Below are 18,807 nucleotides of genomic sequence, written 5' to 3' on the forward strand. Positions count from 1 at the left end.
TTGCCTGCTTAAGCAGGTATGATTCTTTTGAAATTATTCAGCAACTTTTTCTTTCTGAGTAATAACGGTCTGGATTCTGGCAATATTCTTTCTAACTTCTTTGATTCTGCTCGTGTTATCCAGCTGATTTGTTGCGTTCTGGAATCTCAAATTGAAAAGTTCTTTTTTAGCTTCAACCAACTGCATTTTTAAATCAGCAGCGGACTGTGTGTTTAATTCTTCTAAATATTTACTAGTTTTCATTTGATTCACCGCCTTCTAAGTCTGCACGAGAAACCACTTTGCATTTACAAGGTAATTTGTGTGTAGCAAGACGTAATGCCTCTTTTGCAACCTCATCAGATACATCAGAGATTTCAAATAATACACGTCCTGGTTTTACTACAGCTACCCAGTACTCTAAAGTTCCTTTTCCGGAACCCATACGGGTTTCTGCTGGTTTTGCAGTTACTGGTTTGTCTGGGAAAATTTTAATCCAGACACGGCCACCACGCTTGATATATCTTGTCATAGCAATACGGGCTGCCTCAATCTGATTGGAACGAATCCAGCATGGTTCAAGTGCTACGATACCGTAGGAACCATTTGTAATTTTATTTCCTCTCATCGCTTTTCCGGCCATAGAACCACGGAACTGTTTACGATGTTTTACTCTCTTAGGCATTAACATTACTGAACTCCTCCTTCCTTATTTCCTTTTGTAGGAAGTACTTCTCCTTTATAAATCCAAACTTTAACACCAACTTTACCGTATGTGGTGTCTGCTTCAGCAAATCCATAATCGATATCTGCTCTTAATGTCTGAAGTGGAATAGTTCCTTCTGAATAGAACTCGGTACGAGCCATATCAGCTCCGCCAAGACGTCCGGATACGGATGCCTTAATACCCTTTGCTCCAGCTTTCATACATCTTCCCATGCAGGATTTCATTGCTCTACGGAAGGAAACACGATTCTCTAACTGAAGTGCAATGTTCTCAGCTACTAACTGAGCATCTCTGTCCGGTCTCTTTACTTCTTTGATATCTACAACAAGTTTCTTGTCTGTAAATTTCTGTAATTCAGCTTTTACTTTCTCGATTTCAGCTCCGCCTTTACCGATTACAACGCCTGGCTTAGCTGTGTAAAGGATAACCTTTACTCTGTCGGATGCTCTTTCGATTTCAATCTTAGAAACACCTGCAGCATATAATTTCTTTTTCAGAAATCTTCTGATGTTATAGTCTTCTACTAAGAAATCAGCAAAATCAGATTCTGCGTACCATTTGGAATCCCAGTCTTTGATAACGCCGACTCTTAAGCCATGAGGATTAACCTTCTGTCCCATGTTTGCCCTCCTATCTTTCATTCAGCACAATTGTTAAGTGGCTTGTTCTCTTCTCGATTCTGTAAGCTCTACCCTGTGCTCTTGGTCTGATTCTCTTCATTGTTGGTCCTTTGTTTGCGTAGCACTCCTCAACATAAAGGTTTTCTGTGCTCATTCCGTTATTGTTCTCTGCATTTGCAATAGCAGATTTTAATAACTTCTCTATTACGCTTGATGCGTATCTTGGATTGTAAGTTACAATCGCAAGTGCCGTCTCAACATCTTTACCGCGGATAGCATCTAATACGAAACAAGCTTTCTGAACTGACATTCTTGCATAAGACAACTTTGCGGAAGGTCTAGTATCTTTTACTGCATTTCTTTCTCTCTTAATCTGACTTCTATGTCCTTTTGCCATGAGTGAAACCTCCTTTCAAAATTCTATTTATCTAACGCCTGATTTCTTCTCGTCTTTTCCATGGCCTCTGTAAGTTCTTGTTGCTACGAACTCACCGAGTTTGTGTCCAACCATATCCTCTGTGACATATACAGGAACATGTTTTCTTCCGTCATGAACAGCAATTGTATGTCCAACGAAGGATGGGAAAATTGTGGAACGACGTGACCATGTCTTGATAACTGATTTATCATTTGCTGCGTTCATAGCATCTACTTTTTTCAGTAAGCTTTCGTCTGCAAATGGTCCTTTTTTAAGTGATCTTGCCATTTTATTTCCTCCTATCTACTATTTAATAGCTCTGCCGTCTCTTCTTCTTACGATTAACTTGTTAGAAGCTTTTTTCTTCTTACGTGTCTTAAGTCCAAGAGCAGGTTTGCCCCAAGGTGTACATGGACCTGGACGTCCAACTGGTGCCTTACCTTCTCCACCACCGTGTGGATGGTCATTCGGGTTCATAACAGAACCGCGGACTGTCGGGCGGATACCCATGTGACGTTTACGTCCTGCTTTACCGATATTTACAAGGTTGTGGTCACCGTTACCGATTACACCAATGGATGCACGGCAGTTCAGAGGAACCATTCTCATTTCTCCTGAAGGGAGACGAAGTGTTGCGTATTTTCCTTCTTTAGCCATCAACTGTGCGCTGTTACCTGCAGAACGTACTAACTGTCCGCCCTTGCCAGCGTATAACTCAATGTTGTGTACCTGGGTACCTACCGGGATATTCTCCAGTGGTAAGCAGTTTCCAACTCTTACTTCTGCTTCTGCTCCGTTCATAACAGTCATTCCGTCTGTTAATCCTTCTGGAGCAAGGATATATGCTTTCTCGCCATCTGCATAACTGATTAAAGCGATGTTAGCTGTTCTGTTTGGATCGTACTCGATTCCGATTACAGTTGCCGGGATACCATCTTTTCTTCTCTTGAAGTCGATGATTCTGTATTTTCTTCTGTTTCCACCACCCTGGTGTCTTACTGTAATTTTACCCTGATTGTTACGACCGGAGTTCTTCTTTAAAGAAGTTGTAAGGGATTTCTCAGGAGTCTTCTTTGTGATTTCAGAGAAATCAGATCCAGTCATATTTCTTCTGGAAGGTGTATATGGGTTGTATGTCTTAATTCCCATTGTTTTTCTCCTTTCAATAAATAAGTTTATTATCGCACTTTTCTGTGCCTAGCTGAGTTTCCCGGATTTTACAGTCCGGAGAAAATCTCGATATCTGCACTATCTTCTGTTAACTGAACGATAGCTTTCTTTGTTTTCGCAGTTTTTCCAACTACAGCACCACGTCTTTTGTTCTTGCCTTCCTGGTTCATTGTGTTAACCTTGGCAACCTTAGCGCCTTCGAACATTTTCTCAACTGCTTCTTTGATCATGGTTTTGTTAGCTTCCGGATGTACTAAGAAAGTATATTTCTTTTCTCCCATAGCAGCCATACTCTTCTCAGTTACTACTGGTTTGAGGATTACATCATAATACTGTACGTTTGCCATTATGCATACACCTCCTCGATTTTTTCAACAGCAGCCTTTGTTGCTACTACTGTGTCATATTTCAATACATCAAATACGTTCATTTCGCTGGTCTGTGTTGTCTTAACAGTTGCAATGTTTGCAGCGGATTTGATTACGTTTGTATCCATATCGCCTAAAATAACTAATGCTTTGTCTGCTTTCAGATTGTTCATAACCTCTGCGAATTTCTTTGTTTTGATTTCGTCTAATTTCAACTCATCAACAACGATGAATTTATTTTCCTGAACTTTAGATGTTAAAACAGATTTTAAAGCTGCTCTCTTTTCTTTCTTGTTTAATTTGAAAGAATAGTCTCTTGGTACTGGAGCGAATACTGTACCACCGCCAGTCCACTGTGGAGATCTTGTTGAACCCTGTCTTGCATGACCAGTTCCTTTCTGTCTCCAAGGTTTTCTTCCGCCACCGGATACTTCAGAACGTGTCTTAGCTTTCTGAGTTCCCTGACGATTGTTAGCTAACTGCTGAACTACTGCCATGTGTACCAGATGTTCGTTAATTTCTACACCGAATACAGCATCGTTTAAGTCCATATTGCCAACTTCTTTGCCTTCCATATTATAAACAGATACTTTAGCCATCTGTGTGTTCCTCCTTTCTTAAATGCACTATTTTGCTGCTTTTACTGATTCTTTGATTGTTACTAAAGCTTTCTTAGGTCCTGGAACAGCACCTTTGATTAAAAGCAGGTTGTTCTCTGCGTCTACTCTTACAACTTCAAGGTTCTGAGTTGTAATCTTAACGCTTCCCATATGTCCCGGCATTCCTTTGCCCTTGAATACACGGCTAGGTGTAGAACAGGAACCATTGGAACCCTGATGACGATGGAATTTAGAACCGTGAGCCATAGGTCCTCTATGCTGACCAAGTCTCTTAATAGCGCCCTGGAATCCTTTACCTTTAGAAATTGCAGTTGCGTCTACATGATCGCCTTCTGCAAAGATATCTGCTTTGATTTCATCTGCAAGATTATAATCAGCTGCATTTTCAAGCTTGAACTCTCTTACAAATCTCTTTCCAGACACACCAGCTTTTTTGAAATGTCCCATTTCAGCTTTGTTTACGCCATGTCTGTTTCTGATTTCTTTCTTACCGTTGGCATCTTTGTTTACAACTTTTTCTTTCTTGTCAACAAAACCAACCTGTACTGCACTGTATCCGTCGTTTTCAACAGTTTTAATCTGTGTTACTACACAAGGACCAGCCTGTAATACAGTTACCGGCACTAATACGCCGTCTGCATTGAAGATTTGAGTCATTCCGACTTTTGTTGCTAAAATTGCTTTCTTCATTATCTTTCCTCCTGTTTTTTCTACAGCGGAACGGTTTCCCGTTCATCCTAGAAAGCCTTGCGGCCCCTCAGGATTTACTACTTGTTTTGACTTTATTTCATTTTGATATCGATGTAGACACCAGCCGGCATTTCTAATCTTGATAATGCATCAACTGTTTTCTGTGTCGGAGCAATGATATCAATCAGTCTCTTATGAGTTCTCTGCTCGAACTGTTCTCTGGAATCTTTGTACTTGTGTACTGCTCTAAGAATAGTAACTACCTCTTTCTTAGTTGGCAGCGGCACCGGTCCGCTCACCTGTGATCCGTTTTTCTTTACAGTCTCGATGATTTTTTTTGCTGATGAATCTACTAATTTGTGATCATAAGCTTTCAATGTGATTCTCATTACTTGACTTGCCATAAAAAAAGTCGCCTCCTTTTCGCACTTTAATTCAGTACGACAAGCGGTGACTGTACACTTCTCCGTGTGTGTCATAAGCTTTACACACGTTGTTTCTACCTCTGTAGACCATATTCGTGATACAGTGACTTGTCGCCAGTTTCCTAACTTGACATTCGCTCCACGGAAAACCTGCCACAGCGGGCAGCAACCTCACGCTTCTACGCTATCAATGTCACAGCAAGGATTAGTATACACGACAGGTTTCGCTTTTGCAATACTTTTTTCGGAAAAATTGTATTTTTTCGCGTACAATCCATTTTCTATCTTTTTTGCGGTATTTTCACTTCTGCCTTGTTTTTTCATTATAAAAAGCTGTTTACTTGCCGGCACCCTTTTGTCCATTGCAAATAAACAGCTTTTCTTTTCTATTATAATTCTATGTTCTTGTCAGCAACGTCTGCAAATTCTTTCTGCATTTCTTCGTTTGGAGCTTTGGTACAAAGACTCACAATTACGATACAGATTAAACTTAAGAAGAATCCTACCAGAAGGGAATAGATTCCGGTTCCGGTTCCAAGTGTTACCATGGCACCGTCTGCGTTTTTCATCAAAGGAATATAATCCCAGATGATAACTGCCACACCACCCGATACAATTCCTGCAATTGCTCCCGGTTTGTTCGTACGCTTCCAGAATAGTGACAATACTACCAGTGGTCCAAATGCAGCGCCAAAGCCTGCCCATGCATTGGATACCAGTCCCATAATGGAGTTGTTCGGATTCAGTGCAATGATATAAGCAATAATCGCAACTACCACTACGGTAATACGACTGACCATAAGAACCTTTTTATCACTTGCTTCTTTATTTACTACACCTTTGTATATATCTTCTGATACGGAAGATGCAGTTACTAAAAGCTGTGAATCTGCAGTAGACATAATTGCTGCAAGGATTCCGCACAGGAAGATTCCTGCAACAAACGGCAATGCATACTGCTTCGTAAACAAATGTGTAATCATATTAATGAATACATTTTCCGCAGAATCTGCCCCGGCGCTTCCAAGCACTTCCGGATACAGGTACGCTCTTCCAACCACACCGATGATGCAGGCAAAGGTTAAGGATAATGCTACCCAGACAATTGCAATACCTTTGGATTTATTTAATTCTTTCTGGCTCTTTACCGCCATAAATCTGGTCAGGATATGAGGCATTCCGCAATATCCCAATCCCCATGCGAGCTGTGAAATAATATCGATGGCACGATATGGCTCTCCGCCATTCTGCCAGAGGCTCATATAGGAATCGCTTCCTCCTGCTACTCCGCTGGCATCTAAAAGTTCTCTTAATCCGCCATTGCCACTTACCACCGCATATGCCATCAGAGGCACTGCAAGAAGTGCAACCAGCATCAGCATTCCCTGGATAAAGTCTGTTACACATACTGCCATAAAACCTCCCATGAAGGTATACAGTAAAATAACAACTGCACCGATGGTTAAAGCTACGGTATAATCAACACCGGTTACTGCATGGAACAATTTTCCGCCTGCTGCAAATGCAGATGCAGTATATACCAGGAAGAATACGACTATTACTATAGAAGAAATACACAGCAACACATTCTTCTTATCATGGAAACGATTCTGGAAATACTCCGGTAAAGTCAGGGAGTTATTGGCACGGATGGTATATCTGCGCAGTCTTCCGGAAATAAATATCCAGTTGCAGACCGTTCCAATAAACAGTCCAATAGCAATCCATGCCTGACCGGTTCCAAATGCATATACCGCACCCGGAAGTCCCATCAGAAGCCATCCGCTCATATCAGATGCCTGTGCGCTTAATGCTGCCACCCAGCCGCTTAAGCCTCTTCCTCCAAGAAAATAATCTTCTGAATTCTTTGTACTTTTCATATATTTCGCACCTATGGCAATCATCACACCCATATATACCACAAATGCCGCAAGAATCCACAGCACGTTACTGTTAAACATAAAATGTCCTCCTCTTAAATTACTTAATATTTAGAATAGCAATTGTTTGTTTTGTTGTAAAGTCTTATTTTATTTTGCCGATATTATTTATATAGTAGATTCTCATAAACGGCATATGTGAAAATGGATTTTCACAGAACTTTTCAAGGAGGAAAAGATATGAATCTCAAACTCGAAAACTCACTTGTGGTTCTTTCCCAACGCAAGAAGGAACAGGGGCTCCCGCAGCGTCCCACCAAAAAAGAACGGAACCAGGAGCTGACCCAGGAGGAACGCCTGTTACAGCATTATCAGGAACAGATTTCCCAGATGCATGAAAGTAATTTCCAGCAGGAGCTTCAGGCAAAATTAGATTCCGGTCAGGAATTAACTCCGGAGGAAGAACAGTATTTAGAAAAAGTCAATCCGGATGCCCTAAAAGAACATGAAAAGTTGAAGGAAGAAGTGGCAGCTTACCGTAAACAGCTTCAAAACTGCCGTACCAAAAAGGACGTTGAGAAGCTAAAACTCTATAAAATGGGACAGTTTATGTCTGAGGTTAAGACGGTTTCCAATGACCCACACATTCCAAAAGCCAAGAAAAAGGCTATGTTAGAGCAGATTTTAAAGCGTACCTATGCCATTGAAAAAGAACACAATGATTATACCAAGACGCCGGAATATCAGACAAAACCGGACAAAGAGCCTTACGAAGATGTAAGTCCAGCCGATAAGGATAAAAGTTCTGCCGATTCAACCGATGCAACGACATCCGATTCTACCGATAATGCAGAAATCTCTTCCGGTTCAGATTCTGCCGAAGAGTCTGTGGGTGCAGCGGATGATGGCTCAGATAAGCACACTGCCGATTTGGTCAAAGCAGAGCATGACGATAAGTCTGGTGAAGAACCTGTCACTGCTCAGTCTGTACGACGCGAAATTAATATCCATCTTTCCGGGCTCCGCAAAAAAGCAGCTCATATTGATGCCAGCGTGTAAGGCAGATGGGGATTTCTTCTTATTTTATTGTTTACAGATATCAGGAAAACAGATAGAATAATATGATATAGGTGATTCGATGATATTTTTAAGGTTTTTGAGAGAAAGATGATTTCATTCTGTCAACGACCTGAATACAATACATCTGCATTACCTTATATAATATAATATAATGAATACAAAAGGGGGAGACATTTTATGCAATGTCAATCATGCGGAACACAATATCCGGATAACTTTCGAACCTGCCCGAACTGCGGTGCACCGGCTCCAATGCCAAACCAGCGTCCATACAACGGACAGCCAAATCCTTATAATGGACAGCCCCAATTTAATAACGCTCAGCAGAACCCTTATAATGGACAGCCTCAGTTTAACAATGCTCAGCAGAACCCTTATAATGGACAGCCTCAGTTTAACAATGCTCAGCAATATCCTTATGGCAATCCATACGCTGCACCGAATCAGGTTCCACAGGGAATGAGTAAACACGATTTCTATCATTCTCCACTCTGCAAGAAATACAGAGGAAATATTATTGCTTCTTCTGTTATCATTTATATATGTGTAGGAATTAATCTGCTTCTTATTGCTTTTTTACATACTTATACCTCACTGATTGATGTTGCAATTATGCTCGGACTCGGACTTGCTATTCATCTTGCGCAGAGCCGTGTATGCTCTATTTTACTTTGTGTCTATGGCGTCATTAATACCATTTACGTATTCCTTTCGTCAGGAACGTTTGGCGGATGGCTGATTCTTGTGGCAGCAATTTATGCTATTGTGGCAACTTTCCAGTATCAGAGTGTTTGGAATAAATATAGCAAGAGCGGTCAGATTCCTTATTAAAATATATCAATATAAGTGATTAAATTTAATCATACACAAACGCACTTTTTTGTGTTAGTATTACCAAAGACATTTGAAAAAGGCTATGAAAAGGAATAGTAACTGTCAGGAATTCTCTCAGAAAGCCGCCGGTTGATGCAAGACGGCAGAAGGAATACAGTGAACTCGCCTTGAAGCTGCCGGCTGAACCCTATAGTAGGTCGCGACGGACTCCCACCGTTACCCGGGAATGGCATGATAGTGCCAATGAGTGCATGTAACAACATGAAATAGAGTGGTACCGCGAAAGTTTTCTTTCGTCTCTATGATTCATCTTCGAATGATAGAGACGGAAGATTTTTTTTACGCGAGTAACACTGCAACATAATCAGAATATTTTTTTGGAGGTTCAATATGAAAGGATATGAAAAATATCAGCGTGCATATTTTATGCCGCCTGAATGTACTTATGACTGGGTAAAGAAGGATTATATCGACAAGCCGCCTATCTGGTGCTCCGTTGATTTACGTGATGGCAACCAGGCTCTGATTGAGCCGATGAGCTTAGAGGAAAAGCTGCAGTTCTTTGAAATGCTGGTTAAAATCGGTTTCAAAGAAATTGAAGTTGGTTTCCCTGCTGCTTCCGAGACAGAATACAACTTTATGCGCGCCTTAATCGACCGCAATATGATTCCGGACGATGTTACCGTCCAGGTTCTGACCCAGGCAAGAGAGCATATCATCAAGAAAACCTTTGAAGCGGTAAAAGGTGCTCCGCACGCAGTCATTCATCTTTACAATTCTACCTCTGTTGCACAGCGTGAGCAGGTATTTAAAAAGAGTAAAGAGGAAGTAAAACAGATCGCCATTGACGGGGCAAAGCTTTTGAATAAACTGGCTTCTGAGACTGAAGGTAACTTCTCCTTCGAATACAGCCCGGAAAGCTTTCCGGGAACTGAAGTGGACTATGCCGTGGAAGTCTGCAACGCAGTACTTGATGTATGGCAGCCAAAGGCTTCTAATAAAGCAATCATTAATATTCCAACCACTGTCGAAAATGCAATGCCGCATGTATTTGCCACTCAGGTAGAATACATTCACAAACATTTGAAATATCGTGATGCCGTAACACTTTCCCTGCATCCACACAATGACCGTGGCTGCGGTGTCTGTGACGCAGAGCTTGGTATTCTTGCCGGAGCCGACCGTATCGAAGGAACTCTTTTCGGTAATGGTGAGCGTACCGGTAATGTAGATATCATCACACTTGCCATGAATATGTTCTCACACGGCGTTGATCCGAAACTTAACTTCTCTAACCTGCCTGCAATCCGTGAGAAATATGAAAGTTTTACCAGAATGCACGTTTACGAACGTCAGCCATATGCCGGTGATCTGGTATTTACCGCTTTCTCCGGTTCCCATCAGGATGCCATTGCCAAAGGTATGGCATGGCGTGAAGAGAAAAAACTCAACGAGTGGTCTGTCCCTTATCTTCCGGTTGACCCAATGGATGTGGGCAGAACTTACGATTCTGACGTTATCCGTATCAACAGCCAGTCCGGTAAAGGTGGCGTAAACTACATTTTGAAACAGAACTTTGGCATTTCTCTGCCAGAGAAAATGCGTGAGGAAGTCGGTTATCTGGTAAAACATGTTTCCGATGAAGAGCACAAAGAGCTGTCTCCACAGTGGGTATATGAAATCTTTGAAGATAAGTATGTAAAACGCCAGCCTTACTTCCAGATTGAAGAATGCCACTTCAAACAGGTGGATGGTATTATGGCAGAAGCTACTATTGTTCATGGTGGACAGAACCACCTGGTAAGTGCCAACGGAAATGGCCGTCTGGATGCTGTCAGCAACATTATCAAACAGTACTTCGGCATCAGCTATGAGCTGTCCGTATACGAAGAGCACGCTTTGAGCCATGGTTCTTCTTCCAAAGCTATGTCCTATGTAGGAATCACCTGCTATGGTCAGATGTACTGGGGTGTTGGCATCGACGACGATATCATCAGATCCTCTATCAGCGCACTGGTTGTTGCAGTAAACCAGGTTCCTTCCATAAAATCCAGTGTTGAGATTCAGGATAAGCGCTTAATGGAAATGAAGAATTACATTCAGACAAACTACCAGACCGTTACCTTAGAGGATATGGCAAAACAGTTCCATCTCTCTGAGCCGTACATTTCCAAATATATTAAGGAAAAATCCGGTCAAACATTCGTTGAACTGGTTCAGGGTGTCCGCATGAAAAAAGCAAGAACTCTTTTAAAGAACGGAAATATGACTGTTGAAAACATTGCATACTCCGTGGGTTATCAGAATGTAGAACATTTCAACCGCCTCTTTAAAAAGAAATACGAGATGACACCGGTACAGTACCGCAATTCCTGTAGTAAATAAATCTTGATTTAAGAATTCAATCAAAGGAATACTACTTGCAAGTTTCCCGCAAAAAAAGGTATACCGGCAGCAGCCGATATACCTTTCTTATTTATAATAACTTATACCATACAATACCAGAAATTGCAGCGGATATGCCGCATAAAACAGCCATTTAAGGCTTTTGCCCCTCTTTCCGTTGCAGGATAGCATAATTGGCAATGCGCCTATCATCATCCATTGATAGAACTCCGTAAGTAAGGATAAATCCGATGTTCCAAGAGGAATACCCACAAACGAACTGCCAAAATATATGACATCCGCTAATTTATGATAGCCCCAAAAAGAAAACCTGCTCATAATCCGATACAGAATATCTCCCTGACACATAAACATATATGCCCCACAGAACAGGATATAACGCAGTGCAAGCTTCCACTTGTTCTCTACTGCACAATACAGCCATACTCCCAGCACAATAAAGAACACGCCGCCTTCCGCATCCCAGATTCCACCCAGTAGCGGGAAAATATAATTTGTCCGTAAGACTGTTTGCAACAGCGCATTACCGCGCCATACGTAATCAAACGCCTCTGCCAGAATTGCAAGTCCCATCACCATAGCCTGCCAGAAGATATATATCCCAATGTATGTAAAAAACTTTTTCTTCTCTTTCCGGTTTTCCCATATACAGATAAGCACGCCGGCGCAAAACAGGGTTGTAAATATATTATGATTTTTCGGTTGATACGCCACATAGTCCAGTTTTCTCTGCAGCATACACATAATCTGATTAAAAAATACCATTCCGACATTTGCCAGATATAGGCGCAACAGATATTTCTTTCGATTTCTTGTATGTTGGAACCCCACCGCCAGTGCATAGAAAAACAGCGGTGCCGCTATTCTTCCCAGCCACCGAAACCATATAGGCGAGTCCGGAAAGAACTCGCCTATATGGTCAATCAGCATCAGAATTAATGCTATGATTTTGATTGTGAATATGTTCATTTTTCATCCTCTGATATACCGATTTTACCGTCGATATAAATATTGCTCATGCCTCTCGTGCTTTTTTCCCGTATTTTTTGCTCATTCTTATATCTCGAAATAACTTTCTCCCTTTACTGCTAATAGGTGACTGTACTGCTATATGTTGTTATTGTTTCACCATTCACAGTATAAACTGCACGTACACGATAATTTCCTCTCGTGCCAGCAACGTAATTCTTAGACAAAATCAAATTATAGCCTGTTGTAGAATCAAACCAGCTTGTTACATCTGACCATCTTGTACCGGACTGTCTCTGTAGTGTCATAGTAGTTGATATGGATGCTTTTACTTTTGCATTAACCTCTGCACGTGCCGCAAATGTAGAACCATTCAGCCTTAGCCCTGTACTATAGGCTGCAATATTGGCATATCTTGCTTCTACTATTCTGTCCACACAACTATCAACACCTGCACCATACACTACTGCAGTGCCATTTGTCATACATATACAAAGACATAACGTGCAAAAAATACCCAGGATTTTCTTTTTTAATGTTTTTCTTTCCATTACAAAACCTCCTTTCCACCTGCTCTACTTATGTAACAAACGAAAACGAGGTTTTATGACAATTTTTTCCAATTTTTTAATATTATTTTATTTCACTTACTATTTTATTGTTTCTGCCATCCTGATTAATTCTTCTTTTGTTAAATCTCCTGTAATCATATAGAGATACTTTCCATCTTCCCAAACGAAATTCCCTCTTCCTTCATCCAATGTATCATCCGGAATAAAATATCCTTTAAGATTCTCAATCATAACTTCCTGCTGTTCACTTCCATTAGAACTGATTCCCAAATTGTTTACTGCATCATTGTTCATCTGCCGATACAGCATACCTTGTTCCTTATCGTTTGTATAACATTGTTCATATATTCCCCATTCTTCTTCATGAACCTCTTTCTCCAGTGTATACCCTTCCGGCACCCACTGCGGTTTCTTGCAGACAAATTCAAAATCTTCCTCCGAATCCGGTTCAGCACCAATCTCCATTGTGTTCTTCTCGTTGTCCTCTATTGCCACCATTTCCAGATTCTCCGGTTCGCCCAGATTCAGTTGCACATGGTCGGTATACCCGGTCAGAATATATTTTCCGAGCGGACTCTGGAAAAAGCCTCTGCCCATTACGGTTGTTCCGAGAATCAATATAAGTACTGCCACAACCATAATGACACGCCGTCTGCCATGCACCGGATAAAGTGCCGGTATCGTGCGTTTTCCCATGCCCGGTTGCAGCAGCACTTTTATTTTCTTTCGAAATGTCCTTGAAAAGTGATGCTTTGGTGCAGCCATTGCGTGCTTATAATCTGCCTCACACGCCGATGTGATGGCATCCTTCAGTTCCTGTTCTGTCATAATGAATTCCCCTTCTCTAGCTTTTCCTGCAGTTTCTTCCTTGCCCTGCTGGAAATGTGTCTTGCATTGTCAACTGTTGTGTCAAGAGCAGTTGCAATTTCTTCATAGCTCAATTCATTATAATATCGTAAATATAATACGTCCTTATATGGATATTTCATTCTGCCGATAAGTTCTGACATGCTGCTGCCATCCGGAAGTTCAAAGATTTCTCCGTCTCCCTGAGACTCCTGCAGCAGATTTTCAATCGTTTCCTCGTCCATTTTGCTTTCGCGGTTCCGCCTACGATATACATTAATTGCTCTGCTCCTAACTATAGTAACAATATAGTTCCACGCTTTATGACAGTTTTCACGAGAAATTTAACATAAATTATTTATAATTGCAATATAGCTTTCCTGCACAGCATCTTCCGCATCTGCAGAATTCTTTAAAATTCCATATGCCACATGGTACATTGCAGAGTCAAACTGCTCACTCAACTTTCTGCAAAATTCCCTGTCCTCTTCATTTTCGATTAGTTCAAGTAACTGAAACATAACACGCTCCCATTTCCTCTGCTGTTCTTTTCCGACGCTTATGCCGTCTTATTTGCTAAAGTTTCTGCCTACTATTACTCCTCCTTGCAGACATTAACCCATTCTGAATATCCGGAGCACTGCTCCAGTTCCGGGATTGTCAGCTCAATGGCACTGTTTCCACTGCCACATGCCGGAAATACTGTTTCAAATTTTTTCAGGCTTTCATCGAGATATACTTTTATACCCTCTTTGATTCCAAAAGGGCAGACTCCGCCAACGGCGTGTCCGATATAGTCTTCCACTGCCGCTGCCGGAATCATTTTTGCTTTGGTTCCGAAGGTTGTCTTATATTTGTGGTTGTCGATTCTTGCATCTCCTGCAGCTACAATCAGAATCGGCTGTTCTCCCACCAGAAAAGAAAGCGTCTTTGCAATACGCTCCGGCTCACAATGAAGCGCTTCTGCTGCCAGTTCCACTGTCGCACTGGATTCTGCCAGCTCCATAATCCGCTCCTCCATTCCAAATTCTTTTAAATATGCTCTCGCGCGTTCGATTGACATAGTTACGCTTCCTTTCCATCATTTCTAATAGCTGATTTTATCAAGAATTCCAGACAGATATGCAATGGCAACACCATAGTTGCTCATTGGAACTTTCTGTTCTTTTGCACGTTCAATTCTCGTCATAACATACTTTTTATTAAACATACAGGCTCCGCACTGAATTATTAAATCATAATTAGATAAGTCTTTTGGAAAATCTGTTCCGCTGACGATATCCACTGTCAGTCCTGCTCCGATACGTTTTCTCAGCATATTCGGAAGTTTCTCCCTGCCAATATCCTCTTTCAGTGGTGCATGGGTGCAGCATTCTGCAATCAGTACCTTTGATTCTTCCGTAAGACTGCTAATAGCTGCTGCGCTCTCTTTGTAGTAAGCGAAATCTCCCTTGTACTCTGCAAACAATACGGAAAATGAGGTCAGAAGACTTTCCTGTGGCTTCTTATCATATACTGTACGGAATACCTGAGAGTCGGTAATAATAAGCTTCGGCGGTCGTGCCAGCGCCGCCAGCGTATCCCCTAACTTATCCGTTGTGCAGCTCATTACCAGACATTTATGATCCAGCAAATCACGGATGGTCTGTACCTGTGGCAGAATCAGTCTGCCCTTTGGTGCCTGAATATCCTGTGGCATAACAAGAAGAACCAAATCTCCTTCTTCTACCAGCGCTCCGGTTATGGTCTCTTCGCCATAATCATCCGGCACAAGTCTTATTAATTCTTCTTTAAATTTTTCTATATCCTCCTTGTTTTTTGAGCTGATAACAAGAATTTCCTGCTTTATCTCTTTCTTAAGCTGTGCGGCTATTGCATCCGAATCCGTCAGTGTATCCGCTTTACTCAGTACACATAAGGTCGGTGTATGCTTTTCTTTAAAATAGTGGAACCATTCTAACTCTGCCTGATATTCCTCCCCGGAAAACAACAGCACCGCAATATCCGTTTTCTCTGCAGCTTTTTCCGTCTTCTCTACACGCATTTTCCCCAGTTCGCCTACATCATCCACTCCTGCCGTGTCAATAAATACACATGGACCGATACCATGTACCTCCATCGGCTTGTAGACGGGATCCGTTGTGGTTCCCGCTACATCCGATACAATTGCTACCTGCTGACCGGTAAATGCATTAATCAGAGAAGATTTTCCGCTGTTTCTTTTGCCATAAAAACCGATATGTATCCGGTTTGCACTTGGTGTTTCATTCAATGACATTGCTAAAGACCTCCTAGAATCTGAAATCGCGCTGTCCTTCCTCAATTTCTTTCAGATGACGTTTTGCAATTTCTCTTGTTTTTTCATTTGGTACTTTTTCTATCTCCTTAGCAATCAACGCTTCTCCGATTTTTCTGGTATCTTCAGAAGCATAATCAATCAAATATTCCTTCAATGTCATCAGTGCATTCGGATGACAACAGTTTAAAATCTGCTGGTTCTTGCACAGACTCATGAAACGGTCTCCCGTTCTTCCCTCACGATAGCATGCGGTACAAAAGCTTGGGATATAACCCATATCCATCAGCCAGTGTACTACCTCATCCAGAGTTCTGGTATCGCTGACATCGAACTGCTCAGAACGCTCGTCTTCCGGCTCCGGATGATCATAGCCACCTACAGAAGTCTTGGAACCACCACTAATCTGGGATACACCAAGGCGGATAACTTTCTCACGCACCGCCTGGCTCTCTCTGGTAGAAATAATCATTCCGGTATATGGAACTGCCACACGGATACATGCACAGATTTTTGCAAAAATATCATCACTGATGCCGTTGTCGAATACATCCGGATCAATGTCATCGGCACGTTTGATTCGTGGCACACTGATGGTATGTGGTCCTACTCCATGCACTGCCTCCAAATGTTCTGCATGCATCAGAAGTCCTGCAAATTCATATTTGTAAAGTTCCAGTCCAAAAAGCACACCTAAGCCAACATCATCGATGCCGCCTTCCATGGCACGGTCCATGGCTTCGGTATGATATGCATAATCATGCTTTGGTCCGGTTGGATGTAATTTTTCATAGCTTTCTTTATGATAAGTTTCCTGGAAAAGGATGTAAGTTCCGATTCCGGCCTCTTTTAATTTCCGGTAATTTTCTACGGTTGTTGCAGCAATATTTACATTAACACGACGAATTGCACCGTTTTTGTGCTTAATGCTGTAAATGGTCTTAATACACTCTAAGATATATTCGATTGGGTTATTCACCGGGTCTTCGCCTGCTTCAATTGCCAGACGTTTGTGTCCCATATCCTGTAATGCTGTTACTTCCTGACGTACTTCATCCTGTGTCAGTTTCTTCCGGGCAATATGCTTATTTTTTCCATGGTACGGGCAATACACACATCCATTGATACAGTAATTGGACAGATATAATGGTGCAAACATTACAATACGATTTCCATAGAAATCTTTCTTAATCTGTTCTGCGAGGTCATATACTTCCTGGATTTTCTCTTCGTTCTCGCAGGCCAGCAATACTGATGCTTCTCTGTGAGTAAGCCCTTTCCGTAATTTTGCCTTTGCAATGATTTCGTCAATAAGGGCAAGATTGTCCTTATTTGCCTCGGCATATGCCAGAGTCTCTTCAATCTCTTCGTGGCAGATAAATTCTTCTGCCTTTAATGATGCTTTGTTATACATAATGTTTCCTTTCTTCCGGGTCAGAAGCTCTTTCCCGTTGGTTATTATATGGTGATTTAAGAAATACCTCTTGTATTTCCTTTATTTATATAAATGGCGAATCTCCTCTTGAGACCACCAGTTTATATCCAATGGATTCCATACGGTTGCCAAGACATCCACGGCATTCCGCTGCCTCTTCCCCGGTACAGATTTTATTATCGTAAAGGGCGTACTTCTTCCGTACCTTTACCGGTGACAGATTCGGCATTACCACATTTCCTCCTGCTAAAATGCCAAGCTCCCTGCCCCTTGAATGGATAGTTCCCAATGCTGTAGTTGCCGGAAGCAATACCTTCGGCAGCATCAGGCGGATAACTGCCAGTAAAAACAGCGTCATTTCAAGACTTCCCGGTTCCATCTCTCCAAACGGCGTATCCTTTTGTGGAATAAACGGGCCGATTCCTACCATATGCGGATTGAATGCTTTCATAAAAGCAAGGTCTTCCACCAGATTATCTATGGTCTGATAGGGAGAACCTACCATAATGCCACACCCCACCTGATAACCGATTTCCTTTAAGGTATACAGGCACTGCTTGCGGTTTTTAAGAGACATTTCTGCCGGATGGAGCTTCCCATAATGGACTTCATTCGCGGTCTCATGACGCAATAAATAGCGGTCTGCTCCTGCCGTGTAAAGTCTTTCATAGCTTTCCCGGCTCCGCTCTCCTAAGGACAGTGTAATGGCACAGTCCGGGTAAGCAGCTTTTATCTTATGAAGTAAATCTTCCAGTAAATCATCTGTGTAGTAGCCGTCTTCGCCACCCTGCAGGACAAAGGTACGAAACCCTAATGCATAACCACTTTCACAGCAGGATAGGATTTCTTCTTCATTCAGGCGGTAACGTTCTGCATTCTGATTGCTTCTTCGGATGCCGCAATAGATGCAGTCATTCTTACAGTAATTGGATATTTCAATCAGTCCTCTGGTATAAACTTCATTTCCAAAGGTCTCTTTCTGTCTTTTTCTCGCCAGTTCAAAGCCGTACTCTGCAATTTCTTTATCGGTATGCAGTTCTAATAATTCTTTATATTCTGCCTCTGTAAGCTGTGTATCCTGATACAGCTTATTAAACAACTCTTTTCCTCTATTCTTCATGTCTGGTCACCACACTGGAATATGCTGTTTTTACACTGATTCCCGGTAATTTTCCGATTTTACCGGTCAGTGCACTGATGGTATCCTGCGGTGCATCGATTGCTATACTTACGATATTTATGCCTCTCTCCCGGTATGGAATTCCCATTCTTCCGATAATATAAGCTGCATATTCATGTAAAATTTCATTTAATGCTCCAACGGATTCGTCCTTTTCTATTACAATGCCGATTACAGCCACTCTGGTATCTGTTGCCATATCTTCGTTCCTCTTGTTTTTCTGAATCAATACAATTTCAACGCTTATTTTACGTTTTTAGTATAAGAGATTTATTTTGGGATTACAATTGTC

The 18,807-nt window shown here is 41.7% G+C and carries 24 protein-coding genes and 1 other annotated feature; of the genes, 3 read left to right on the top strand and 21 right to left on the bottom strand.

Annotated features, from left to right (window positions below):
• Positions 1-33: 33 nt before the first annotated feature.
• The 11 genes from rpmC to putP all read right to left on the bottom strand — a co-directional run bounded on the left by rpmC (position 34) and on the right by putP (position 6,978).
• On the bottom strand, positions 34-243 hold the full coding sequence (rpmC, locus tag LKD41_RS07480; RefSeq protein WP_022242783.1) for a 50S ribosomal protein L29: 210 nt from the start codon (positions 241-243) through the stop codon (positions 34-36).
• The gene (gene rplP, locus LKD41_RS07485; RefSeq protein ID WP_022242784.1) at positions 233-670 is read right to left on the bottom strand and encodes a 50S ribosomal protein L16; all 438 of its coding nucleotides are present in this window, start codon (positions 668-670) and stop codon (positions 233-235) included. Before rplP ends, rpmC begins: the two co-directional genes overlap by 11 nt.
• Positions 670-1,326, bottom strand: a complete 657-nt coding sequence (rpsC, locus tag LKD41_RS07490; protein ID WP_022242785.1) for a 30S ribosomal protein S3 — start codon at positions 1,324-1,326, stop codon at positions 670-672. Before rpsC ends, rplP begins: the two co-directional genes overlap by 1 nt.
• 10 nt (positions 1,327-1,336) lie before the next feature.
• On the bottom strand, positions 1,337-1,723 hold the full coding sequence (gene rplV / locus LKD41_RS07495; protein WP_022242786.1) for a 50S ribosomal protein L22: 387 nt from the start codon (positions 1,721-1,723) through the stop codon (positions 1,337-1,339).
• Positions 1,724-1,750: 27 nt separating this feature from the next.
• Positions 1,751-2,032 carry a 30S ribosomal protein S19 gene (gene rpsS, locus LKD41_RS07500; protein WP_022242787.1) on the bottom strand — a complete coding sequence of 94 codons (282 nt, stop codon included), beginning with the start codon at positions 2,030-2,032 and terminating at the stop codon, positions 1,751-1,753.
• Positions 2,033-2,050: 18 nt separating this feature from the next.
• The gene (gene rplB / locus LKD41_RS07505; RefSeq protein ID WP_022242788.1) at positions 2,051-2,893 is read right to left on the bottom strand and encodes a 50S ribosomal protein L2; all 843 of its coding nucleotides are present in this window, start codon (positions 2,891-2,893) and stop codon (positions 2,051-2,053) included.
• Between the two features lie 68 nt (positions 2,894-2,961).
• The gene (rplW, locus tag LKD41_RS07510) at positions 2,962-3,261 is read right to left on the bottom strand and encodes a 50S ribosomal protein L23 (protein WP_022242789.1); all 300 of its coding nucleotides are present in this window, start codon (positions 3,259-3,261) and stop codon (positions 2,962-2,964) included.
• Positions 3,261-3,881: a 50S ribosomal protein L4 gene (gene rplD / locus LKD41_RS07515; protein WP_022242790.1), complete on the bottom strand. Its 621-nt coding sequence runs from the start codon at positions 3,879-3,881 to the stop codon at positions 3,261-3,263. Before rplD ends, rplW begins: the two co-directional genes overlap by 1 nt.
• Before the next feature lie 27 nt (positions 3,882-3,908).
• Positions 3,909-4,592: a 50S ribosomal protein L3 gene (rplC, locus tag LKD41_RS07520; protein ID WP_022242791.1), complete on the bottom strand. Its 684-nt coding sequence runs from the start codon at positions 4,590-4,592 to the stop codon at positions 3,909-3,911.
• Between the two features lie 92 nt (positions 4,593-4,684).
• Complete coding sequence (rpsJ, locus tag LKD41_RS07525; protein ID WP_022242792.1) at positions 4,685-4,996, bottom strand: 30S ribosomal protein S10; 312 nt, start codon at positions 4,994-4,996, stop codon at positions 4,685-4,687.
• Between the two features lie 410 nt (positions 4,997-5,406).
• A complete protein-coding gene (gene putP / locus LKD41_RS07530; RefSeq protein ID WP_227700831.1) occupies positions 5,407-6,978 on the bottom strand; it encodes a sodium/proline symporter PutP in 1,572 nt (523 codons plus the stop codon).
• 159 nt (positions 6,979-7,137) lie between these two features.
• Between putP and LKD41_RS07535 the strand changes: the two genes are divergently transcribed.
• The 3 genes from LKD41_RS07535 to LKD41_RS07545 all read left to right on the top strand — a co-directional run bounded on the left by LKD41_RS07535 (position 7,138) and on the right by LKD41_RS07545 (position 11,196).
• The gene (locus LKD41_RS07535) at positions 7,138-7,956 is read left to right on the top strand and encodes a hypothetical protein (protein ID WP_022242794.1); all 819 of its coding nucleotides are present in this window, start codon (positions 7,138-7,140) and stop codon (positions 7,954-7,956) included.
• Between the two features lie 198 nt (positions 7,957-8,154).
• A complete protein-coding gene (locus LKD41_RS07540) occupies positions 8,155-8,808 on the top strand; it encodes a zinc ribbon domain-containing protein (protein WP_227700832.1) in 654 nt (217 codons plus the stop codon).
• A 76-nt stretch (positions 8,809-8,884) separates the two neighbouring features.
• Positions 8,885-9,115 (top strand) — a binding site (T-box leader).
• A gap of 86 nt (positions 9,116-9,201) precedes the next feature.
• The gene (locus tag LKD41_RS07545) at positions 9,202-11,196 is read left to right on the top strand and encodes a 2-isopropylmalate synthase (RefSeq protein WP_227700833.1); all 1,995 of its coding nucleotides are present in this window, start codon (positions 9,202-9,204) and stop codon (positions 11,194-11,196) included.
• Between the two features lie 87 nt (positions 11,197-11,283).
• Here the strand turns inward: LKD41_RS07545 and LKD41_RS07550 are convergent, their stop codons facing one another.
• From LKD41_RS07550 to LKD41_RS07595, 10 genes are all read right to left on the bottom strand, one after another.
• Positions 11,284-12,186 (bottom strand): TraX family protein, encoded by a 903-nt coding sequence (locus tag LKD41_RS07550; RefSeq protein WP_227700834.1) that lies wholly within the window; start codon positions 12,184-12,186, stop codon positions 11,284-11,286.
• 119 nt (positions 12,187-12,305) lie between these two features.
• A complete protein-coding gene (locus tag LKD41_RS07555; RefSeq protein WP_022242798.1) occupies positions 12,306-12,737 on the bottom strand; it encodes a hypothetical protein in 432 nt (143 codons plus the stop codon).
• A 99-nt stretch (positions 12,738-12,836) separates the two neighbouring features.
• Positions 12,837-13,586 (bottom strand): DUF4367 domain-containing protein, encoded by a 750-nt coding sequence (locus LKD41_RS07560; protein ID WP_227700835.1) that lies wholly within the window; start codon positions 13,584-13,586, stop codon positions 12,837-12,839.
• Positions 13,583-13,948, bottom strand: coding sequence for an RNA polymerase sigma factor (locus LKD41_RS07565; protein ID WP_227700880.1), 366 nt, complete (start codon positions 13,946-13,948; stop codon positions 13,583-13,585). Before LKD41_RS07565 ends, LKD41_RS07560 begins: the two co-directional genes overlap by 4 nt.
• Positions 13,949-14,125, bottom strand: a complete 177-nt coding sequence (locus tag LKD41_RS07570; RefSeq protein WP_227700836.1) for a sigma factor — start codon at positions 14,123-14,125, stop codon at positions 13,949-13,951.
• 74 nt (positions 14,126-14,199) lie between these two features.
• Entirely contained in the window at positions 14,200-14,667 is a 468-nt protein-coding gene (locus LKD41_RS07575; RefSeq protein ID WP_227700837.1) for a YbaK/EbsC family protein, read from the bottom strand.
• Between the two features lie 24 nt (positions 14,668-14,691).
• On the bottom strand, positions 14,692-15,882 hold the full coding sequence (gene hydF, locus LKD41_RS07580) for a [FeFe] hydrogenase H-cluster maturation GTPase HydF (protein WP_227700838.1): 1,191 nt from the start codon (positions 15,880-15,882) through the stop codon (positions 14,692-14,694).
• A gap of 13 nt (positions 15,883-15,895) precedes the next feature.
• Positions 15,896-17,314, bottom strand: coding sequence for a [FeFe] hydrogenase H-cluster radical SAM maturase HydG (gene hydG, locus LKD41_RS07585; protein ID WP_117842320.1), 1,419 nt, complete (start codon positions 17,312-17,314; stop codon positions 15,896-15,898).
• 85 nt (positions 17,315-17,399) lie between these two features.
• A complete protein-coding gene (hydE, locus tag LKD41_RS07590) occupies positions 17,400-18,455 on the bottom strand; it encodes a [FeFe] hydrogenase H-cluster radical SAM maturase HydE (protein WP_227700839.1) in 1,056 nt (351 codons plus the stop codon).
• On the bottom strand, positions 18,445-18,714 hold the full coding sequence (locus tag LKD41_RS07595; protein WP_227700840.1) for a TM1266 family iron-only hydrogenase system putative regulator: 270 nt from the start codon (positions 18,712-18,714) through the stop codon (positions 18,445-18,447). The genes hydE and LKD41_RS07595 overlap by 11 nt, the downstream gene beginning before the upstream one ends.
• Positions 18,715-18,807: the final 93 nt, after the last annotated feature.

The sequence above is a fragment of the Roseburia sp. CLA-AA-H209 genome (genome assembly GCF_020687575.1).
GTDB lineage: Bacteria > Bacillota > Clostridia > Lachnospirales > Lachnospiraceae > Roseburia_C > Roseburia_C amylophila.